General features: G+C 72.9%; 15 protein-coding genes and 1 pseudogene. 5 read left to right on the top strand and 11 right to left on the bottom strand.

Annotation, left to right across the window (positions count from 1 at the left end):
* Positions 1-14 precede the first annotated feature (14 nt).
* From EAD89_RS28605 to EAD89_RS28575, 7 genes are all read right to left on the bottom strand, one after another.
* Positions 15-1,682: a serine/threonine-protein kinase gene (locus EAD89_RS28605; RefSeq protein ID WP_121677871.1), complete on the bottom strand. Its 1,668-nt coding sequence runs from the start codon at positions 1,680-1,682 to the stop codon at positions 15-17.
* A 71-nt stretch (positions 1,683-1,753) separates the two neighbouring features.
* Complete coding sequence (locus tag EAD89_RS28600; protein ID WP_233579228.1) at positions 1,754-3,316, bottom strand: fused MFS/spermidine synthase; 1,563 nt, start codon at positions 3,314-3,316, stop codon at positions 1,754-1,756.
* Positions 3,317-3,352: 36 nt separating this feature from the next.
* On the bottom strand, positions 3,353-4,366 hold the full coding sequence (locus EAD89_RS28595) for a hypothetical protein (RefSeq protein WP_121655894.1): 1,014 nt from the start codon (positions 4,364-4,366) through the stop codon (positions 3,353-3,355).
* A gap of 193 nt (positions 4,367-4,559) precedes the next feature.
* Entirely contained in the window at positions 4,560-5,369 is an 810-nt protein-coding gene (locus tag EAD89_RS28590; RefSeq protein WP_121677869.1) for an inositol monophosphatase family protein, read from the bottom strand.
* Complete coding sequence (locus EAD89_RS28585) at positions 5,362-5,814, bottom strand: response regulator (RefSeq protein WP_121655896.1); 453 nt, start codon at positions 5,812-5,814, stop codon at positions 5,362-5,364. Before EAD89_RS28585 ends, EAD89_RS28590 begins: the two co-directional genes overlap by 8 nt.
* On the bottom strand, positions 5,811-7,556 hold the full coding sequence (locus EAD89_RS28580) for an ATP-binding protein (RefSeq protein WP_121677868.1): 1,746 nt from the start codon (positions 7,554-7,556) through the stop codon (positions 5,811-5,813). The genes EAD89_RS28585 and EAD89_RS28580 overlap by 4 nt, the downstream gene beginning before the upstream one ends.
* The gene (locus EAD89_RS28575; protein ID WP_121655898.1) at positions 7,553-8,752 is read right to left on the bottom strand and encodes a PP2C family protein-serine/threonine phosphatase; all 1,200 of its coding nucleotides are present in this window, start codon (positions 8,750-8,752) and stop codon (positions 7,553-7,555) included. Before EAD89_RS28575 ends, EAD89_RS28580 begins: the two co-directional genes overlap by 4 nt.
* Before the next feature lie 315 nt (positions 8,753-9,067).
* On the opposite strand from EAD89_RS28575, the gene EAD89_RS28570 reads away from it, so the two are divergent.
* Entirely contained in the window at positions 9,068-11,500 is a 2,433-nt protein-coding gene (locus tag EAD89_RS28570; protein ID WP_233579227.1) for a M28 family peptidase, read from the top strand.
* A gap of 54 nt (positions 11,501-11,554) precedes the next feature.
* Here EAD89_RS28570 and EAD89_RS28565 read toward each other — a convergent pair whose 3' ends face one another.
* The 3 genes from EAD89_RS28565 to EAD89_RS28555 all read right to left on the bottom strand — a co-directional run bounded on the left by EAD89_RS28565 (position 11,555) and on the right by EAD89_RS28555 (position 13,180).
* Entirely contained in the window at positions 11,555-11,809 is a 255-nt protein-coding gene (locus EAD89_RS28565; RefSeq protein WP_007465523.1) for a Smr/MutS family protein, read from the bottom strand.
* A 133-nt stretch (positions 11,810-11,942) separates the two neighbouring features.
* Positions 11,943-12,311: a M48 family metallopeptidase gene (locus EAD89_RS28560; RefSeq protein ID WP_121652252.1), complete on the bottom strand. Its 369-nt coding sequence runs from the start codon at positions 12,309-12,311 to the stop codon at positions 11,943-11,945.
* Between the two features lie 98 nt (positions 12,312-12,409).
* Positions 12,410-13,180, bottom strand: a complete 771-nt coding sequence (locus EAD89_RS28555) for an ROK family protein (protein ID WP_121652251.1) — start codon at positions 13,178-13,180, stop codon at positions 12,410-12,412.
* A gap of 62 nt (positions 13,181-13,242) precedes the next feature.
* Here EAD89_RS28555 and EAD89_RS28550 point away from each other — a divergent pair, with 62 nt between their 5' ends.
* From EAD89_RS28550 to EAD89_RS28540, 3 genes and pseudogenes are all read left to right on the top strand, one after another.
* Complete coding sequence (locus EAD89_RS28550; protein WP_121677867.1) at positions 13,243-14,880, top strand: ABC-F family ATP-binding cassette domain-containing protein; 1,638 nt, start codon at positions 13,243-13,245, stop codon at positions 14,878-14,880.
* Positions 14,881-14,918: 38 nt separating this feature from the next.
* Positions 14,919-15,164 (top strand): annotated as a pseudogene (locus tag EAD89_RS28545) (hypothetical protein); the annotation flags it as partial.
* Between the two features lie 387 nt (positions 15,165-15,551).
* A complete protein-coding gene (locus tag EAD89_RS28540) occupies positions 15,552-16,277 on the top strand; it encodes a methyltransferase domain-containing protein (protein ID WP_121677865.1) in 726 nt (241 codons plus the stop codon).
* Between the two features lie 17 nt (positions 16,278-16,294).
* Here EAD89_RS28540 and EAD89_RS28535 read toward each other — a convergent pair whose 3' ends face one another.
* On the bottom strand, positions 16,295-17,302 hold the full coding sequence (locus EAD89_RS28535; protein WP_121677864.1) for a LacI family DNA-binding transcriptional regulator: 1,008 nt from the start codon (positions 17,300-17,302) through the stop codon (positions 16,295-16,297).
* 145 nt (positions 17,303-17,447) lie between these two features.
* Here EAD89_RS28535 and EAD89_RS28530 point away from each other — a divergent pair.
* Positions 17,448-18,852: alpha-N-arabinofuranosidase (locus EAD89_RS28530; RefSeq protein WP_147458887.1), on the top strand; the 1,405-nt coding region annotated here is incomplete at its 3' end.

The following is an 18,852-nucleotide window of genomic DNA, read 5'->3' as shown; positions in this document are numbered from 1 at the left end:
CCCCTCACCCTTGGTCACTTTCCCCCTTTTCCCGAACCACCACCCGGCCCCTTGCCTTTGCCGGGCTTCTCGGGCTTGGCCTTCGGGGCGCTGCCCGGCCCGGACCCACCCGAGCCGGATCCACCGGAGCCGCCCCGGACCGTCGCCGCCCTGGGCGGGGCCTTCGTCGTGGCGGCCTTGCTCGTCGTGGCGGCCTTGCTCGGCGGGGCGGTGGACGGCGTGCTGCCGGCCACCCCGGAGACCCGTACCCCGCAGGTCGCGTCGCCGAGCCGGAACTCCACCGGCAGCGGGTTCGCCCCGCTGTACCTCCCCGTCAGGGTGAGCTTCTCGGCCGCGCCGGGCGCCAGGATGGTGCGCTGGGCCGCCGGTCGGATCAGCACCGTGCGGCCCTGCTGGTGCACCGAGGTCGGCTCCGCCTTCGTCACCGTCTGCTGACCGGGGAAGGTGAAGCTCATCGTCCAGTCACGAAGCGCGCTGCCGCCGGTGTTCGTCAGGGTCAGCTCGGCGGCGAAGTCCTTGCCGGAGTCCGCGCGCAGCGCGTACGCCACCTCGCAGGGCGCCGCCTTCGGCAGACCCATCCGGGCCTCGGTCGGCGGCTGGTCCCCGCCGCTGGCCGGGCTGCGCGAGGTGACCCCCCACAGTGCGCCGGTGACCGCGAGCAGGCTTGCGGCGGCCACCCCGGCCTCGACCCGCCGACGTCTGGTCACCCGCCTGCTCCGGTTACGGGTACGGGACAGCGGCAACGCGTCGGTCTCCGCCGACCAGGGCAGGATCGTGGTGCCCGCGTTGGCCAGCGCGGCCGCGTCGAGCGGCCCGGCGGCCGGCGAGACCGGCACCGCCGCCAGCATTCCGGCCGCGTCGGCGAGGGTACCGGCCACTTCGGCGGTGGTCGGCCGTTCCCCGGGCTGCTTGGCCAGACAGCGCCGCACCAGGTCGGTCACCTCGTCGGGCAGCCCCGGCACCTCCGGCATCGGGTCGGGGTCGTTGTACATGTGCGCGCGCAGCATCTGTGTGGTCGTGCTCGCCTGCCAGGGCAGCCGGCCGGTGAGCATCCGGTAGAGCAGCAGCCCGACGGCGTACACGTCGGTGGCCGGGGAGACCTGACCGTTGTCCAGCCGCTCCGGTGCGAGGTACGCGGGTGTGCCCAGCAGTGCCCCGTCCGGGCCCTTCTCGCTCTCGCCCACCAGCGCGGAGATGCCGAAGTCGACCACCTTGACCCCGGTCGACGTGAGCATCACGTTGCCCGGGGTGACGTCCCGGTGCACCACGCCCCGGGCGTGCGCGGTGGCCAGCGCCGAGCTGACCTCCGCGCCGATGGTCACCGCCTCCCGCCACGGCAGCCGCCCCTCCCGGCCCAGCCGGCCGGCCAGGGAACCGCCGTCGACCAGCTCCATCACCACGTACGGCACGGTGAGGCCGGCCCGCACGGACTCCCCGTAGTCGTACACGTTGGTGATGTTCGGGTGGCAGAGCCGCGCGGCGGCCTGCGCCTCGATGCGGATCCGGTGCCGGAAGGCCCGGTCGCTGGCCAGCCGGGACGCGAGCACCTTCACCGCGACCTGCCGGCCGAGCACCTCGTCGTAGCCCCGCCAGACCACCGACATGCCGCCCGCGCCGAGCTGCTCGATCAGCCGGTACCGCTCATCGAGGAGTTGCGCGCCGTTCCGGTCCCCACCGCCCATGGTGGCCGTTGTTGCCCAGTGGCGGCCCGACTACACCTCAGGTATCGAATTCGGTCCCAAATGTCACCCGATCAGGCGGTGGCGAGCAGCTGATCCACCGGCGCGAAGTCGTCGGTCAGCACCAGCGCGTCCCCGGTGAAGTCCGTCAGATCCGCGCCGGAGAGCAGGCTGACCCCCCGGTCAACCTCGTCCAGCCGGGCGCGGACGGCGGCCACCGGCAGCGGCGCGTCGGAGGCGACGATGAGGAAGTTCGCGCCCTGCTCCTCGGCGAGCGCCTCCGGCGGGGCGATCAACGCGACGTGCGCGAACTCGGCGGCCACCGTGGCCAGTTCGGCGCGGATGAACCGCAGCGGCGGGTAGTCGATGACGTTCTGCACGTACACCCCACCCGGGCGGGTCACCCGCCGGACCTCGGCGGCCATCTCGCGGGTGGCCAGGTGCCAGGGCACCACCAGGTGACCGAACGCGTCACCGACCACCAGGTCGCGGCTGTCGGTCGGCTCACCGACGACCAGCATCCGGGCGTCGCCCACCTCCGCCCGCAGCTCCGGCCCCGGGCGTACGCCCAACTCCCGCTCGCCCAGCTCGACCAGCCCGCCGTCGATCTCGAACACCACGTTGTCGGTGCCCGGCCGGGTGGCGCTCAGGTAGCGCGGCACGGTGAACCCGCCGCCGCCCAGGTGCAGCGAGTCCAACCGCTGCCCGGCCGGCGCGAACACGTCGGCGACCGCGCCGATCCACTTCGTGTACGCGTACTCCAGGTGCTTCGGGTCGGTCAGGTCCACATACGAGTGCTGGGCCGAGTTGAGCAGCAACGTCCGCCCGCTGGGCCGGTCCGGGTCCGCCGTCACCCGGGCGCAGTGGTACGCCGTCTCGATGTCGCACGGGTTCGGCGCGACGGTGGTCAGCCCCGCCCCGACCAGGCCAAGCACCGCCAGCGCGGCCCGGGTCCTGGCCGGACCGGGCAGTTGGGTGCGCGACTGTCGGCGCAGGTACCAGCCGAGGCCGATGCCGGCCAGTCCGAGCGCCACCGCCAGCGCCAGCAGGATCACCGTGCTGGGCAGCGCGGCGACCAGCACGAAGCCGGTGAGCAGCGTGGCGGTGATGCCGCCCAGGGTGCCGATCCCGGAGAGCCGGCCGACCACCTGGCCGGTCCGGCGCAGGTCGGCGAGCTGAAGCTTCACGACCAGCGGGGTGACCGCGGCGAGCAGCGCCGCCGGCACGAACACGGCCAGCGCCACCAGCAACAGGATGGCACTGGCGGCACCGCCGCGCAGCACCTCACCGGCGTACCGGACCACGGGCAGGGTGATCGCGGTGGCGATGCCGGCCAGCACCAGCGCCGGCGCCAGCAGACCCCGCGGGTCGCGCCGGTCAGCCAGCCATCCGCCGGACCACGCCCCGTACGCGATCGCGGCCAACGCGATGCCGATCACCGAACTGGTCACCTGGAGGGTCACCCCGACGTACGGGCCGACCAGGCGCAGCGCGACGGTCTCCAGCACCAGAACGGCGCCGCTGGAGAAGAAGACCAGGAACGCGGCCAGGCCGTTGGGCAGCGCCCGGCCGGTGACCGGCACGGGCGAGGCCGGGGAAGCCGGCGGGGCCGCTACATCGGACGGTGGGGAGTTCATCGTCGCGATGGTACGCAGCCAACCTGGTGCTGCGGGTCAGTACATCGAGAGATGAACATGGTTCGTGTGGCTCGCGGCCGGGCTGCCGCTGCCGCTGTACGAGCGCCACCCGGTGCCGGGATGCCAGATCTGCCTGTACCAGATCACGTAGAGCACACCCAGCCGGTCGGCGTTGCGCACGTGCCAGGCGGCCAGGCTGTCCCCGTACGCCTTGTCGCCGCCGGTCGCGTTGCGGTCCTCGAAGCCGTTGGTGGCGGCCGCGAAGTCGCAGGCCCGTCCCTTCGGGTGCTCGCCACCGCCGCCGCTGCGTTTGCAGGAGACGTGCCGCTTGTATCCGGCCGCCTGGGTCTGCTTCAGGGCGTTGAGGGTGCGCGGGGTGATGCAGCCGGACGTGGTCGGGTCCTTCACGGAGCAGGATTCCGACGGCCACGATCCGTCCGAGTTGCGCGGCGCCGGCTTGGCCGAGGCGGAGCTGCCGCCGCTGAAGCCGTTGCTGCTGCCTGAGCTGACCTCGGCGAGCGCCGCCTCGGCCTCCTTCTTCTTCTTCGCCATCACGGCGAGCTGCTTCGCCTGCTCGCGGACCTCCGCGTCGATGGCGAGCTTGGCCTGCTGCGCCTGCTGCCGGGCGTCGGTCAGGGTGCGCAGCCGCTTGCCGTCGCGCTGGGCCATCAGGTCCAGGTCGGCCGCGCGTTGCAGGAACATCTGCGGGTCGGCGGAGTTGAGCAGCATCGACACCGGGGTGAGCCGACCCGCGCGGTACGACTGCGCGGCCACCTCGCCCACCTGGGCGGTGAGCCCCACCAGCCGGCCCTCGACGCTCTTCAGCTCGGCGGTGAGCGCCGTCTGTCGACGCTTGGAGTTGTTCAGCTTGGCCTTCGCCTCGATGTGACCCTTGGCGGTCAGCTCCAGCGCGTCCTGCAGCTTCTTGCTGCCGCCCTCGCCGGGTTCCGCGTACGCGGGCACCGCTCCACCGGCGAACACCAGCGCGACGGCGGCGACGAGAGCGAGCAGTGCGCGGCGACCGCGCCGGCTGAGCCTGGTCCTGGGCACGAAAGCGTCCTTCCGTCGACCGCCGGCCCCCGCTGAACCCCTGCGCGGCGGCGTCCCCGCCGGCGCCGATCGGCGGCCTGCTGGCGGAGACCGCCGGTCACGATACCGGAAGCCGTCCCGGTGACCAGCCCCCTGACCGCCCCGCGGCGCCGGTGTCGACGCAGCGTGCCACCACGGTCGCGGAGTGCGCGGATCAGGTGCCGAGCAGGGCGTCGTGCACCTCGGCCCAGACCTCTTCGTTGGCCGCGACGAGCAGGCCGTGGCCCTCGTCCGCCGGGTGGTAGTCGACGCCGTCGAACCGGCGGGCGACGCCGCCGGCCGCGCGGACCAGCAGGGCGCCTGGGGCATGGTCCCACGGCAGGGTGCGCCAGAAGAGGGTGAACTGCTGCTCACCGGTGAGGATGTCCAGGTACTCCCGGCCGGCGCAGTGCTGGCCGGGCAGCAGCTCACCGAGCCGCCGACCACCGGCACGGACCCGGTCCCGGGTGTCCGGCGGCAGGAACCGGGTCATCGCGGCGCCGCGCAGCTCGCCCGGTCGCGGCACGGAAGCGGTGTCGCCCACCGGCCGGCCGTTGAGCAGGGTGCCGTCGTCGGCCCGGCCGCTGGCCAGGATCCCGCCCAGCGGGTCGAGGATCCAGCCGGCGACCGGCCGCCCCTCGGTCAGCAGCGCCACCATCAGCGCGAACGGCCGGCGGCCGGCGGCGAAGTTGGCCGTGCCGTCGACCGGGTCGACCAGCCAGACGTCCCCGCCGTCGCGCAGGTGCCGCAGCAGCCCCGGATCTTCGGCGACGCCCTCCTCGCCGACCACCAGCGAGCCCGGCCGCAGCTGGCGCAGCCCAGCGGCGATCAGCTCCTCGGCGCGGCGGTCCGCGACGGTGACGATCTCACCGGGCGCCTTCTCCGACACGTCGGCGTCGTCGAGCTTGCGGAACAGCGGCAGCACGACCTGGTCGGCGGCCTCCCGGAGCAGGTCACCGACGTCGTCGAGCAGGGCGTCAGCCACGCGGCGGCAGCTTGACCACGCTGACGAAGAACTCGTCGATCTGGCGGACCACCGAGATGAAGCGCTCGAAGTCCACCGGCTTGGTCACGTAGGCGTTGGCGTGCAGCTGGTAGCTGCGCAGGATGTCCTCGTCGGCCTGCGAGGTGGTGAGCACCACGACCGGGATCCGACGCAGCTCCTCGTCCTTCTTGATCTCTTCCAGCACCTCCCGGCCGTCCCGGCGGGGCAGGTTGAGGTCGAGCAGGATCAGGTCGGGCGTCACGGCGTCGGCGTACTGGCCCTCCTGCCGCAGGTAGGCGAGCGCCTCGGCGCCGTCGGACACGACGGTGAGCCGGTTGCGCAGCTTGTGCTCCTCGAACGCCTCCTGGGTCATCAACACGTCACCCGGATCGTCCTCCACGAGCAGGACCTCGATCGGGCTCTTGCCGTCCGCCGGCGCGGTCATCCCACCGTCTCCCTCATGTCACCCGTTCTACCGCCTTCCGGGGATCCGTCGGCCCGGTCCGGCCGGTCCGCCCCGGCGGACTGCTCCGGGGGCGTTGCCGGCGTCTCATCCGAAGGCGCGGAGTCGTCGGTCGCGACACCGGCCGCAGCCGCCTGCGTCGACTCCGGCGAGTCGGCGGCGGCTGCCGCCTCGACGTCCTCCGGCAGCGCCGGCAGGGTGAACCGGATGGTGGTGCCCTCCGGCACGTCCGTGTCCACCCAGACCCGGCCGCCGTGGTATTCCACGATCTTCTTGGCGATGGCCAGGCCGATGCCGGTGCCCGGGTACGCGTCCTTCGAGTGCAGCCGCTGGAAGATCACGAAGATCTTGTCGGCGAACTCCGGCTCGATCCCGATGCCGTTGTCCTGGCAGCTGATCTCCCACTCGGCACCGACCAGCCGCGCCGAGACGTGCACCTTCGGCGGCACGTCCGGACGGCGAAACTTGATCGAGTTGCTGACCAGGTTGGCCAGCAGGTTGGTGAGCAGCGGCTCCTCGCCACGGATCACCGGCAGCTCGGTCCAGGTCAGTTCGGCGTCGGCGTACTGCCGGGCGGCCTCGGTCTGGCCCGCCACGTCGCCCATCACCTTGTTCAGGTCGACCTCGCTGAAGCCGGTGGTGAGCCGGCCGATCCGGGAGAACGCCAGCAGGTCGTTGATCAGACGCTGCATCCGCTGCGCGCCGTCCACCGCGAAGGCGATGTACTGGTCGGCCCGCTCGTCGAGCTGACCGGCGTAGCGGCGCTGCAGCAACTGACAGAAGCTGGCGACCTTGCGCAGCGGCTCCTGAAGGTCGTGCGAGGCCACGTACGCGAACTGCTCCAGGTCACGGTTGGACCGGGTCAGCTCCTCGGCCTGCTTCTGGAGCTGACTGTTGACCCACTCGATGCGCTCGCGGGCCTCCCGAACCTCGGCCAGGTCGGAGGCGATCTTCTGGCGCATCGCGTCCACGTCCGCGCCGAGTTGGACGAACTCCGGCGGGCCGGTGATGGCGATGCCGTGCTGGTAGTCGCCCTTGGCGACCTCGCGGACCTGGTCGGCGAGCCCGACCAACGGCCGGACCACCATCCGGTCCAGCGAGAGCAGCAGCACCGCGCCGGCGACGACCACCACCAACGCGGCGACGATCAGCAGCACCACCAGCACGTTGCTGCTGTTGCGTACGTCCTCCGCGGACTGCTCCCGGGCCGTCAGGATCTCCGCCTGGAGGTCCTCGATCGCCGCCCGGACCTGATCGAACTGCTGCCGGGCCCGTTCGGTGACCAGTGCCTGGCCGGCGCTGGTGCCGCTCTGCTCGGTGGTGGTGATCACCGGCACCGCCACCGACTGCCGCCACTGCTCGGCCCGCTCCTCGACGATCCGCAGCTCCTGGCCGACCTGCGGGTAGTTGTCGAGCAGCGCCCGCATCGCGGCGACGACGTTCTTCTCCTGGTCGAGCCCCGCCTGGTACGGGGTTAGGTCGTTCGGGTCGCCGCTGACCGCGTACCCGCGGACCGCCGTCTCCTGGTCGAGCACCGCGTTGAGCAGCTCCTGCGACTGCACCCGCAGCGGGCCGGTCTCGTTCAGGATGGCGTCGATCTGGGTGCGGTTGCGGGCGGCCATAGCCGCCTCGGCCGCAGCCAGGCCGATCAGCAGCATGCCCACGACGGCGAGCAGGGTGATGACCCGGCGGCGCAGACTCCAGGTGTTGACCACCGGCGTCACCGGCCACCGCCACGGCTGACCAGCAGCATGGCCACGTCGTCAGCGAGCGGGCCACCGTTGATCTGCTCGGCTCTGCCGACCAACCAGGCCGGCAGGTCCGGCAGTGCCACCTCGCGGTTGGCCGGCTCGTCGAGCAGCCCACTCAGACCCGGCACGTCGAGCCTTTCGTTGCCGGCGCCCACCCGTCCCTCGATCAGGCCGTCGGTGTACATCAGCAGGGACCAGTCATCGGTGTCGAACTCCAGGTCGTAGGCGATCGGCCGGCGGGGTCGTACGCCCAGCAGCAGGCCACCGGGCGCGGGCACCGGAGCGACCCGGCCGTTGGTGAGCAGCAGCGGCGGCGGATGCCCGGCGAGCCGGACGGTGGCCCGGTTGGCGTCCAGGTCCAGTCGGGCGGTGGCCACCGTCGCGAAGATCTCCTGGAGACGGCGCTCGCTCATCAGCACCTGCTCCAACGCGGGCAGCACCTCGTCGTCCGGCACCTTGGCCAGCACCAGGGCCCGCCAGGCGACCCGCAGTTCCACGCCGAGCGCGGCCTCGTCCACGCCGTGCCCGCAGACGTCGCCGACGATCAGGTCGATACGGTCCGGACTCGTCTGCACCACGTCGAAGAAGTCCCCGCCGATCAGCGCGGCGTGCCGGCCCGGCCGGTAGAAGGTGTGCACCGCCACCTGGTCGGTCGACATCAGCGGCTGGGGCAGCAGGCCGCGCTCGAGCCGAGCCGACTCGGCCTGGCGCAGCTCGACCTCGCGCAGCCGGCGGGCGTTCACGTCGGCGCGTTTGCGCTCCACCGCGTAGCGCAGCGCCCGGGTCAGCAACACCCCGTCGACCTGGCCCTTGACCAGGTAGTCCTGCGCGCCCTCGGCGACGGCCACGATGCCCAGGTGCTCGTCCGAGCGGCCGGTCAGCACGCAGACGGCGGCGCCACTGGACATCTCCAGCACCTGACGCAGCCCGTCCAGCCCCTGCGCGTCCGGCAGGCCCAGGTCGAGCAGGACGCAGTCGATGTCGGTCATCCGCTGCCGCGCCTCGCTGAGGCTGCTGGCGACCAACAGCTCGATCATCGAGTTCGTTTCGGCGAGCAGCTCACCGACCAGGAAGGCGTCGCCCTCGTCGTCCTCCACCAGCAGCACCCGCAACCGCTCACCCGGCGGCAGGTTGGCGTGCCGCGACAGGCCGCCGTGCGGGTATGGCACGACGGGGGAACCGGCCGTGCCGACTCCCCGGTACGGCCGGGTCACCGCCGCGAGACGCGGGAGTTCGCTGGTGATGTCGGGCTCCTTCCGAGTGCCCTGCTGATCCTGTATTAGACAACGGTCGCACACAACACGACGGCCTCGGCGCGGCAGGGGATGGGCCGCATCACTGCCCGCCGAAGGACAAACCGGGCGCGACGGACGCTCGGGCGTCCGGCCGTCCCACCCGACCACTGCCCGACCGGCCGTCCCACCCGGGGCTGCCGGAGGGCAGGATGATGCCACCCCAGGCCCCACCATCCCCGAGGAGTTCCCGTGGGCGCACCTCCCACCCCCGCCACGACCGGCGCGCCGGTCCGTCCGGGTCCGGGCGTACCCGCCGCCGACCGCGCGCTGGCCCGGCCCCGCCGGCGGCTCGCGGCCGCCGCGGCCGCCCTCGTCGCGCTGGTCGCCGTCGGCGCCGGCAGCCTGCTCGACCTGCGCACCCCGGCCCCGGCACCGGCCGACGCGCCCGTCAACGAGTTCAGCGCCGGCCGGGCGTACGAGGACGTCCAGGTCATCGCGGCCCGATCGCATGTCGCCGGCAGCCCGGCCAACGACCAGGTCCGCGCGCACATCGAGCAGCAGCTACGCGGCCTGGGCCTGGAGACCGACGTGCAGGACACGGTCGCCCCGGAAGCCGGCCAGCTCAGCGGGGCCGCGGGCGGGGCCACCCTGGCCCGGGTCCGCAACGTGGTGGCCCGGCTGCCCGGCACCGACCCGACCGGCCGGGTCTTCCTGGTGGCCCACTACGACTCGGTGCAGACCGGCCCGGGTGGCAACGACGACGCCGCCGGCACCTCGGCGATCCTGGAGGTGGCCCGGGCGCTGGCCGCGGGCCCCCGGCCGCGCAACGACATCGTCTTCGTGCTGACCGACGCCGAGGAGGCCTGCCTCTGCGGCGCGTCCGCGTTCGCCGCCAGTCACCCGCTGGCCGCCGACGGCGGCGTGGTGCTCAACCTGGAGGCGCGTGGCTCCACCGGCCCGGTGATCATGTTCGAGACGTCCCGGAACAACGCGAAGCTGGTGGACGTCTTCGGCCGTGCCGCCCCGCACCCGGTCGGCACCTCCTTCGCGGTGGAGATCTACCGCGCGCTGCCCAACGACACCGACTTCACCGCGTTCCTGGACCGGAAGTTCGTCGGGCTGAACTCGGCGTACATCGACGGCGCCGCGATCTACCACACGCCGCTGGACACCCCGGCGGCGATGGACCGCGGCAGTCTCCAGCAGCACGGGGACAACGCGCTGGGCCTGGCCCGGGAGTTCGGTCGCACCGACCTGACCGACCTGCGCTCCGGGCACGACGCCACCTACTTCCCGGTCCCCGGCGGGCTGGTCCGCTACCCCGGCTGGCTCACCCTGCCGCTGGCCCTGCTCGCGGTGCTCGCGGTGGCCGCGCTGGGTTGGCTGACCCTCCGGCGGGGCCGGGCCAGCACCGGCCGGCTCGCCGCCGGCTTCGGGCTGGCCCTGGTGCCGATCGTGGCCGCGCCACTGGCCGCGCAACTGCTCTGGATGGCGATCACCGCGATCCGACCGGGGTACGCCGAACTGCTCGACCCGTACCGGCCGATCTGGTACCGGCTGTCCGTACTGGCGCTGGCCGCCGCCATCCTGTTCACCTGGTACGCGCTGACCCGCCGCCGGATCGGGCCGGCCGCGCTCGCCGTCGGCGGGCTGGCCTGGCTGGCCCTGCTCGGCGTGCTGCTCGCCGTGGCGGTGCCCGGCGGGGCGTACCTCACCACCCTGCCGGCCCTCGCCGGCGCGCTCGGCGGCCTGCTCGCGCTGCGCACCTGGCAGACCGGGCCGTGGCCGGTGGTGGCGGTGACCGCCGCCGGAGCGGTCGGTGTGGTCATCCTGCTGCCCACCGTGGTGCTGCTCTTCCCCGCGCTGGGAATGGCGATGGGCGGGGTGGCCGCGCTGGTCGCGGTGCTGCTCGGCCTGACCGCCCTTCCGGTGGTCGACCTGCTGCACCCGCAGGCCGGCGGCCAGCGGGCGCTGCGCGCGCTGCGGGCCCGGCGGCTCGCGGTACTGCCGGCCGGGGCCGCCGCGCTGGCGGCGGTGGTGCTCGCCGGGGTCGGGCTGGCCGTCGACCGGTTCGACGCCGCCCACCCCGCGCCCACCCACCTGATGTACGCCATGGACGCCGGCACCGGCCAGGCCCGCTGGCTGAGCCACGAGACCGACCCGCAGCCGTGGACGGACGACTACGTGGACGGGGTGACCGACGTTCGCGACGACTTCCCCGGGCTCGGCGACGGTGAACTACGGACCGGCCCGGCGCAGGCCGCGAACCTGCCGGCGCCGAAGCTGGACGTGCTCGCCGACTCGGGCTCCGGCTCGGGGTCTGGCGCTGAACGCACGCTCCGGCTGCGGCTCACCCCGCAGCGGGCGGTCCGGCTGGCCACCCTGCACGTCGACACGTCGACCGCCACCGTGTTGCGGGCCGAGGTCGCCGGCCGGTCGGTGCCGGTGGAGCCCCGGGAGGGGAAGTGGGGCTTCGGGCTGGTGTTCCACGCCCCGCCGACGGAGGGGATCGAGGTCACCCTGACCGTGCGGCCGATCGCCGGGCAGGTGGCGCTGCGGGCGATGGACGCCAGCGACGGGCTGGACGCGCTGCCCGGCTTCCGCGCCCGGCCGCCGGCCGTCGGCGTCGTCGGTTCGCACAGCTCCGAAATGCTGGCGGTCGCCCGTACCTACCCCATCTGACGGTCGGTTCGGTGGTCCGGTGGAGCCTCTCCGCCGGGCCACTGATCGCCGGTGTTACTTCCAGCGGAAGTGCACGAAGAGCCGGCCGAAGTTCTTGGAGTCCTTCTCCACCCGGTGATAGAGCTGCTTGACGTCCTTCTGGTCGAGGAACCGCAGCACCCGCTTCTTGAGCTGGCCCGACCCCTTACCCGGAATGATCTCCACGAGGGTGGCCTTCTTCGCCACCGCCTCGTCCATGATCCCGCGCAACGCGCGGTCGATGTCCTGGCCCTTGTTGAAGATCTCGTGCAGGTCCAGCTTGAGCTTCATGCCGCAGCCCCCGGCCGGTCAGGTCCCATGTCCGCCATCCTAGGCACGCCCGACGGAGTGCTCGCCGCACGACGACGGGGCGGCCCCGAAGGGCCGCCCCGTGCACGTCACCGGTCCGCGTCACCGGTCCGCGTCAGCGGGTGCCGCCGAGGCGGGTCTCCACCCGCTCCAGGGCGATCCGGTAGTCGTCGTTGGCCGCGTACATGGCGGCGGCGATCCGCAGGTGCCGCAGCGCGTCCGAGTGCCGGTTGAGACGCTCCAGGGTCCGGCCCAGCACGTGGTGCGCGTAGTGGTCGCTCGGGTCCCGGTCGACCAGCTCCCGCAGCTGCTCCTCGGCCCGGTTGAGCTGGGCCGACTGGAAGTACGCCCGGGCCAGCAGCTGCCGGACCGCCGCGTTGCCGGGTTCGGCGTCCACGATCGGCTCCAGCAGTCGGGCCGCTCCGCTCGGATCACCGGTCTCGAAGAACATGGTCGCCCGCCGGTAGTCCGCCAGAAGATCCATCTGCCCACCTCCTCGGGTCGCGCCGTCACTGTTCCGACGCTGGCACAACGCTGGGCGTTTGGCGACTGTTCCCCGGGTCTCTTCCGGCCGCCGGCGGGTCAGGTTCTGGCGTCCCGGCGCCCGGCGGACAGCTCCCACGCGCGGACGCCGCCGACGATCCCCGCCGTGTTGGGCACCACCACGACGTCGTCGCCCATCCGGGCGAGCTGTTCGGGCCGGATCAGCCGGGAGTTGCCCCCGCCCAGGTAGAGCCGGTCCCACCGGAACACCGGGCGGAGCCCGTCCACCACCTGGCGGATCCGCCGGGACCAGAAGGCGTCGCCGAGCCGGCGGCGTTCCGGCTCGCCCACGTACGTGTCGTAGGTGGTGCCCCACCGCACCGGCGCGTGGGACAGCTCCAGGTGCGGGGCGAGCACCCCGCCGTCGAAAAGGGCGCTACCGAGCCCGGTGCCCAGGGTCAGCACCAGCTCGCAGCCGGTGCCGGCGACCACCCCGGCACCGTGCACCTCGGCGTCGTTGAGCACCAGCGCCGGCACGCCGAACGCGTCGGCCAGCGCGCCCCGCGCGTCCCAGCCGGACCACTCGGCGACCAGGGCCGGGTCGACCCGACTGCGTGGTCCGCTGCGGGTCACGTAGTGCGGGGTGGTTACCACCACTCCGTGCCGGATCATCCCGGGAACGCCCACCGTCAGCCGGTCGGCCGCCGGCAGCCGCCCGCCCAGGTCGAGCAGGGTGCGCACGAACAGCTCAGGCGGCAGCGGGTACGGGGTCGGCACCCGCAGCGGCCGGGCCCGCATCGTGCCGGCCTCGTCGAGCACCGACGCCTTGATGCCCCCGCCACCGCAGTCGATCGCCAGTGTGGTCACCACGTCGTTGAGTCTGCCCGCTGCGGCCCGGCCGTATGCCGGCGGCCGGATAGGCTGCCGTCCTGATGAGCGCCACGATGATCGTCAAGGACCTGGCCGCCGGGCACGGCGAACGCCCACTCTTCGCCGGATTGGACCTGGTCGTCGCCCCCGGCGACGTGGTCGGCCTGGTCGGGCCGAACGGCGCCGGCAAGTCGACGCTGCTGCGTACCCTCGCCGGGTTGCTGCCGGTGGAGGCCGGCAGCGTCCGACTCAGCCCGCCCACCGCGAGCGTCGGCCACCTGCCTCAGGAGCCGGAACGGCGGCTGGGCGAGACGGTACGCGGGTTCCTGGCCCGACGGACCGGGGTGACCGCCGCGCAGGCGGCGCTGGACGAGGCGACCGAGGCGTTGACCGCCGGGACCGCGGGCGCCGACGACGCGTACGCCGACGCGCTGGAGCGCTGGCTCGCCCTCGGTGGCGCGGACCTGGACGAGCGCGCCGAGCAGGTGAGCGCCGACCTGGGGCTCGCCGTCGACCTGGACCACCCGACGACCGGGCTCTCCGGCGGTCAGGCGGCCCGGGCCGGGCTGGCCTCGCTGCTGCTCAGCCGCTACGACGTGTTCCTGCTCGACGAGCCGACCAACGACCTGGACCTGGCCGGGCTGGAGCGCCTGGAGGAGTTCGTGACCGGGCTGCGGGCCGGCACGGTGCTGGTCAGCCACGACCGGGAGTTCCTCACCCGCACGGTGACCCGGGTGCTGGAGCTGGACCTGCCGCAGCAGCAGGTGCACCACTACGGCGGCGGCTACGCGGCCTACCTGGAGGAGCGCGAGGTGGCCCGCCGGCACGCCCGCGCCGACTTCGAGGAGTACGCCGACACGAAGGCCGGCCTGGAGGCGCGGGCGCGCACCCAGCGGGGCTGGATGGAGAAGGGCGTCCGGAACGCCCGCCGCAAGGCCACCGACAACGACAAGATCGGCCGAAAGTTCCGGAGCGAGGCGAGCGAGAAGCAGGCCGCGAAGGCCAAGCAGACCGAGCGGTTGATCGAACGGCTCGACGTGGTCGAGGAGCCCCGCAAGGAGTGGGAGCTGCGGATGGAGATCGCCGCCGCGCCCCGCGCCGGCGCCGTCGTGGCCACGCTGCGCGGTGCGGTGGTACGCCGCGGCGGGTTCACTCTCGGCCCGGTGGACCTCCAGATCGACTGGGCGGACCGGGTCGCGGTGACCGGGGCGAACGGCTCGGGCAAGTCCACCCTGCTGGCCGCGTTGCTCGGTCGGCTGCCGCTGGACGCCGGCACCGCCTCTCTGGGGCCCGGGGTGGTGATCGGCGAGGTGGACCAGGCACGAGGGCTGTTCCTCGGCGACGTGCCGCTGATCGACGCGTTCCAGGCGGCCGTACCGGAGATGTCGCCGGCGGACGCGCGGACCCTGCTGGCCAAGTTCGGGCTGCGCGCGGCGCACGTGCCGCGGCCGGCGGCCACCCTCTCCCCCGGCGAGCGGACGCGGGCGGCTCTGGCGCTGCTCCAGGGACGCGGGGTCAATCTGCTGGTGCTCGACGAGCCCACCAACCACCTGGACCTGCCGGCCATCGAGCAGCTCGAGTCGGCCCTGGCCAGCTATCCGGGCACGCTGCTGCTGGTCACCCACGACCGGCGGATGTTGGCCGCCATCGAGACGAACCGGCGACTGCGGGTCGACGCCGGGCGGATCGCCGAGGATTGATCCGTGCTCGCGGGCCGGCGCGGGGTGAGAATGACGCCATGCTCAAGTGGGAGTACGCGCTGCTGATTCGGCGCCGCCAGGCGGCGACCAACGATCTGGGCTGGGAGGTCGTCTTCGTCTGGTACGGCCCGGACGGCTCGATGGTCGACGTGACGCCGTACGGCGACACGGCGCTGGCCCACCTGAACCGGGCCGGCGACCAGGGCTGGGAGTTGGTGGCGATGAGCGAGGACCCGTCCCTGCCCGGCAACCACGAGTTGCACCGCTACCACCTCAAGCGGCCGAAGCCGTCCGCCCCGCCGCCCCGCCAGCGGATGCGTGGCGGCGGCCGGCCGGGCCGCCGCACTCTCTCCGGCTGACCAGCACGACCACTCGGCGAACTGGCCGCGGTCCGGCCAGGCGGGCTCGACCGGGCCAGGCCCGGCCACGCCGGTTCCGGCCCGACCCGGGCCCCGGCGCGGTTCGCCTCGGCCCGGCCTCGCCGGGCACGGGTCGCAGTTGAGCGGTATACCTCAGAGTCATTTTTATGACTCTGAGGTATACCGCTCGCCGCAGTCCCGGCTCGAGGACTGCGACACGCCGACCGACCGGCACGCCGGCCCACGGACACGGTTGACGAGCGGGGCATACCGGGCGCGGATCGGGGTATCGCGCGGCGGGAGGTGGCCCGAATGGTCGCTTTGGCACAGACTCCGCCCTCGGCCGACCGGCTGCGGGCGATCGACGGGTTCCTCGCTGAGGCCTGGGCGGACCAGGTCCGGCACGATGACCGACTGCGTGGTCTGGCGGTCGAGGTGCGGTTCGACCGGGGTGTCGCCCACCTGAGCGGGGAGGTGGCCGAGCCCGCCGAGCTGCGGCTGGTCCGCGACCTGGTGGGGCGGCTGGCCGGGGTCTACGGCGTGTGGTGCCGGGTCGGCGTCGGCGGGCGTGAGCCGGTGGTGGTGGACCTCGGCTGCGGGCCGACGAAGCAGTGGGCGGGCAACCTGGGGCTGGACATCTTCCCGGCCCCGGGGGTCGACGCGGTGGCGGACCTGTCGGGCTCGCTGCCGCTGGCCGACAACTCGGTGGACGTTCTTTTCGCGGTGCACATCCTGGAGCACCTGATCGACTTCCTGCCGCTGGTCGACGAGTGCCACCGGGTGCTCCGACCGGGTGGTGTGCTGCACGTGATGAGCCCCTGGTGGGGGCATGTGAACGCGGTCGCCGACCCGACCCACGTCCGGCTGATGGACGTGCAGACGTTCAAGGGGATCTGCCAACTCCGGCCGCCCGGCAGCCCACGCTGGTACCCCCTGCACGCCGGCTGCGACGGCGCCTCCATCTTCGCCGACCTGACCCCGCTGCCACCCGACGCCGACCCGGCCCCCAACTCCCACCTGTCCCGATTCTTCGACTAGCCCTCGGGGTGGGGCGGTCAGGGGAGCTGGGTTGATTCGCGGAGTTCCAGGCGATAGGGGGCGGAAAGTTCGCGGGCGGAGGCGGTGCGGTCACCGTCGAGGCGTTCGGCGAGCAGTTCGACGGCGAGCCGCGCGATCTGAGCCTTGTCCGGGGCGACGGTTGTCAGCGTGGGGATCGAGAACCGCCCGTCCTCGATGTCGTCGAAGCCGACCACCGCCACGTCCTCGGGCACCCGCAGGCCGGCCTCGTGCAGGGCGCGCAGGGCACCCAGGGCGAGCGTGTCGTTGAAGCAGAAGACGGCGTCGGGGCGTACCCCGGAGGTGAGCAGGCTGCGCATGGCGGCCGCGCCGTCCGCGCGGTGCCAGGCCGGCGCGGGCGCCACCAGGGCCTCGTCGTAGTCCAGGCCGGCGGCGCGCAGCGCGTCGGCGTAGCCGGTCAGGCGCAGTCGGGCGCTGGCGCCCTCCGGGGTGCGCTGCGAGCCGATGGCGGCGATCCGGCGCCGGCCGAGCCCGATCAGGTGGCTGGTGATCTCCCGCGCCGCGCCCACGTTGTCGATCACCACGTGGTCCGCGGGGCCGTGGTCGACGCGCTCGCCGAGCAGCACCATCGGCCTGTTGTCCAGGCCGGCCAGGTCCTCCGCGGTGAGCGCCAACGGACTGAAGATCAGGCCGTCGATCAGGTGGTCGGTGATGCCGGAGGCGACCACCCGTTCCTGCTCACGCCCACCGCCGGTCTGGTCGATCAGCACCGTCCAGCCGAAGTCGGCGGCTGCGGCGACCACGTAGCGGGCCAGTTCGGCGAAGTACGGGATGTCCAGTTCCGGCACCGCCAGCGCGATCACGCCGGTGCGCCCCTTGCGCAGGTGGCGGGCGGAGAGGTTGGGTCGGTAGTTGAGTTCGGCGATCGCCTCCTCGACCCGGGCCCGGGTGTCCGGCCGGACATGCACGTAGCCGTTGACCACGTTGGAGACGGTCTTCACCGACACGCCGGCCCGTTCGGCCACATCCTTGAGCCTGTGTCGCACTCCGCAACCTCCCCGATGTAACACTCCGCACCCTACCCCGTCATCAGCCCTTTACAACGTTGCCTACAACGTTGTAGAAAGCAGGGAGGCCGGGTGGGCGGTGACTGCGATCACCCGGCACCGGCAATGAGGAAAGGTGGCACCCTTGCGGACCGCGCAGCTGACGATCGACCCGGCCTTCGCGATCGGCCCGGCCGACCGACGTCTCTTCGGCTCCTTCGTCGAGCACATGGGGCGATGCGTCTACGGCGGGATCTACGAGCCGGGCCACCCCAGCGCCGACTCCCGCGGCCTGCGCGGCGACGTGCTGGAGCTGACCCGGGAGCTGGGCGTGTCAGTGGTCCGCTACCCGGGCGGCAACTTCGTTTCCGGCTACCGCTGGGAGGACGGGGTGGGCCCGGTCGGCGACCGGCCACGCCGGCTCGACCTGGCCTGGAAGACGATCGAGACGAACGCGTTCGGGCTGGACGAGTTCATGACCTGGGCCGCCGAGGCCGGTGTCGAGCCGATGATGGCGGTCAACCTGGGCACCCGCGGCGTGCAGGAGGCTCTGGACCTGCTGGAGTACGCCAACCACCCGGGCGGCACGCACCTCTCCGACCTGCGGCGCAAGCACGGCGCGGAGGACCCGTACGGGGTGAAGCTGTGGTGCCTGGGCAACGAGATGGACGGCCCGTGGCAGGTCGGCCACAAGACCGCCGACGAGTACGGCCGGCTGGCCGCCGAGGCCGCCCGGGCGATGAAGATGATCGACCCGTCGATCAGCCTGATCGCCTGCGGCAGCTCCAACCGGCGGATGCCCACGTTCGCCTCCTGGGAGGCGACCGTGCTGGAGCACACCTACGAGCATGTCGACTACATCTCGGCGCACACCTACTACGACCCGTCCGACGGTGACCGGGCCAGCATCCTCGCCTCGGCTGTCGACATGGACAACTTCATCACCGAGGTGGTCGCGACCGCCGACCACGTGGCCGCCAAGCAGCGGCACAAGCGCAAGCTGAAGATCTCGTTCGACGAGTGGAACGTCTGGTACGAGTCCCGCCTCCAGGCCGACCTGGACCGGCGCGGCTGGGTCGAGGCCCCGGCGCTGATCGAGGACGACTTCACCGCGGTCGACGCGGTCGTCGTCGGTGACCTGCTGATCACCCTGCTCCGCCACGCCGACCGGGTCGGGGTGGCCGCCCAGGCCCAGCTGGCCAACGTGATCGCACCGATCCGCACCCGCAACGGCGGACCCGCCTGGCGGCAGAGCATCTTCCACCCGTTCGCGCTGACCGCCCGGTACGCCCGCGGCACCGTGCTGCGCACCGAGCCGGTGTCGCCGCGCTACGACACCAAGAAGTACGGGGACGTTCCGGTGCTCGACACCGTCGCCGTGCACGACGAGGAGACCGGCGAGCTGACCGTCTTCGCGGTCAACCGGGGCGAGGAGGACCTTCCGTTGGACCTCGACCTGCGCGGCCTGCCGGGACTGTCCGGTCTGTCCTTTCTGAGCCTCGCTGCCGGGTCTGACCCGTCGGCGATGAACACCGAGGCCGAGCCCGACC

Source organism: Micromonospora sp. BL4, from assembly GCF_003667505.1.
Taxonomy (GTDB): domain Bacteria; phylum Actinomycetota; class Actinomycetes; order Mycobacteriales; family Micromonosporaceae; genus Micromonospora.
This window is presented reverse-complemented; position numbering and strand designations above follow the sequence as displayed.

Bases quoted from the DNA above. Each gene is read 5' to 3' on its own strand.
- EAD89_RS28605 (WP_121677871.1), bottom strand. From the start codon at position 1,682: ATGGGCGGTGGGGACCGGAACGGCGCGCAACTCCTCGATGAGCGGTAC.
- EAD89_RS28600 (WP_233579228.1), bottom strand. From the start codon at position 3,316: ATGAACTCCCCACCGTCCGATGTAGCGGCCCCGCCGGCTTCCCCGGCC.
- EAD89_RS28585 (WP_121655896.1), bottom strand. From the start codon at position 5,814: ATGACCGCGCCGGCGGACGGCAAGAGCCCGATCGAGGTCCTGCTCGTG.
- EAD89_RS28565 (WP_007465523.1), bottom strand. From the start codon at position 11,809: ATGAAGCTCAAGCTGGACCTGCACGAGATCTTCAACAAGGGCCAGGAC.
- EAD89_RS28560 (WP_121652252.1), bottom strand. From the start codon at position 12,311: ATGGATCTTCTGGCGGACTACCGGCGGGCGACCATGTTCTTCGAGACC.
- EAD89_RS28550 (WP_121677867.1), top strand. From the start codon at position 13,243: ATGAGCGCCACGATGATCGTCAAGGACCTGGCCGCCGGGCACGGCGAA.
- EAD89_RS28540 (WP_121677865.1), top strand. From the start codon at position 15,552: ATGGTCGCTTTGGCACAGACTCCGCCCTCGGCCGACCGGCTGCGGGCG.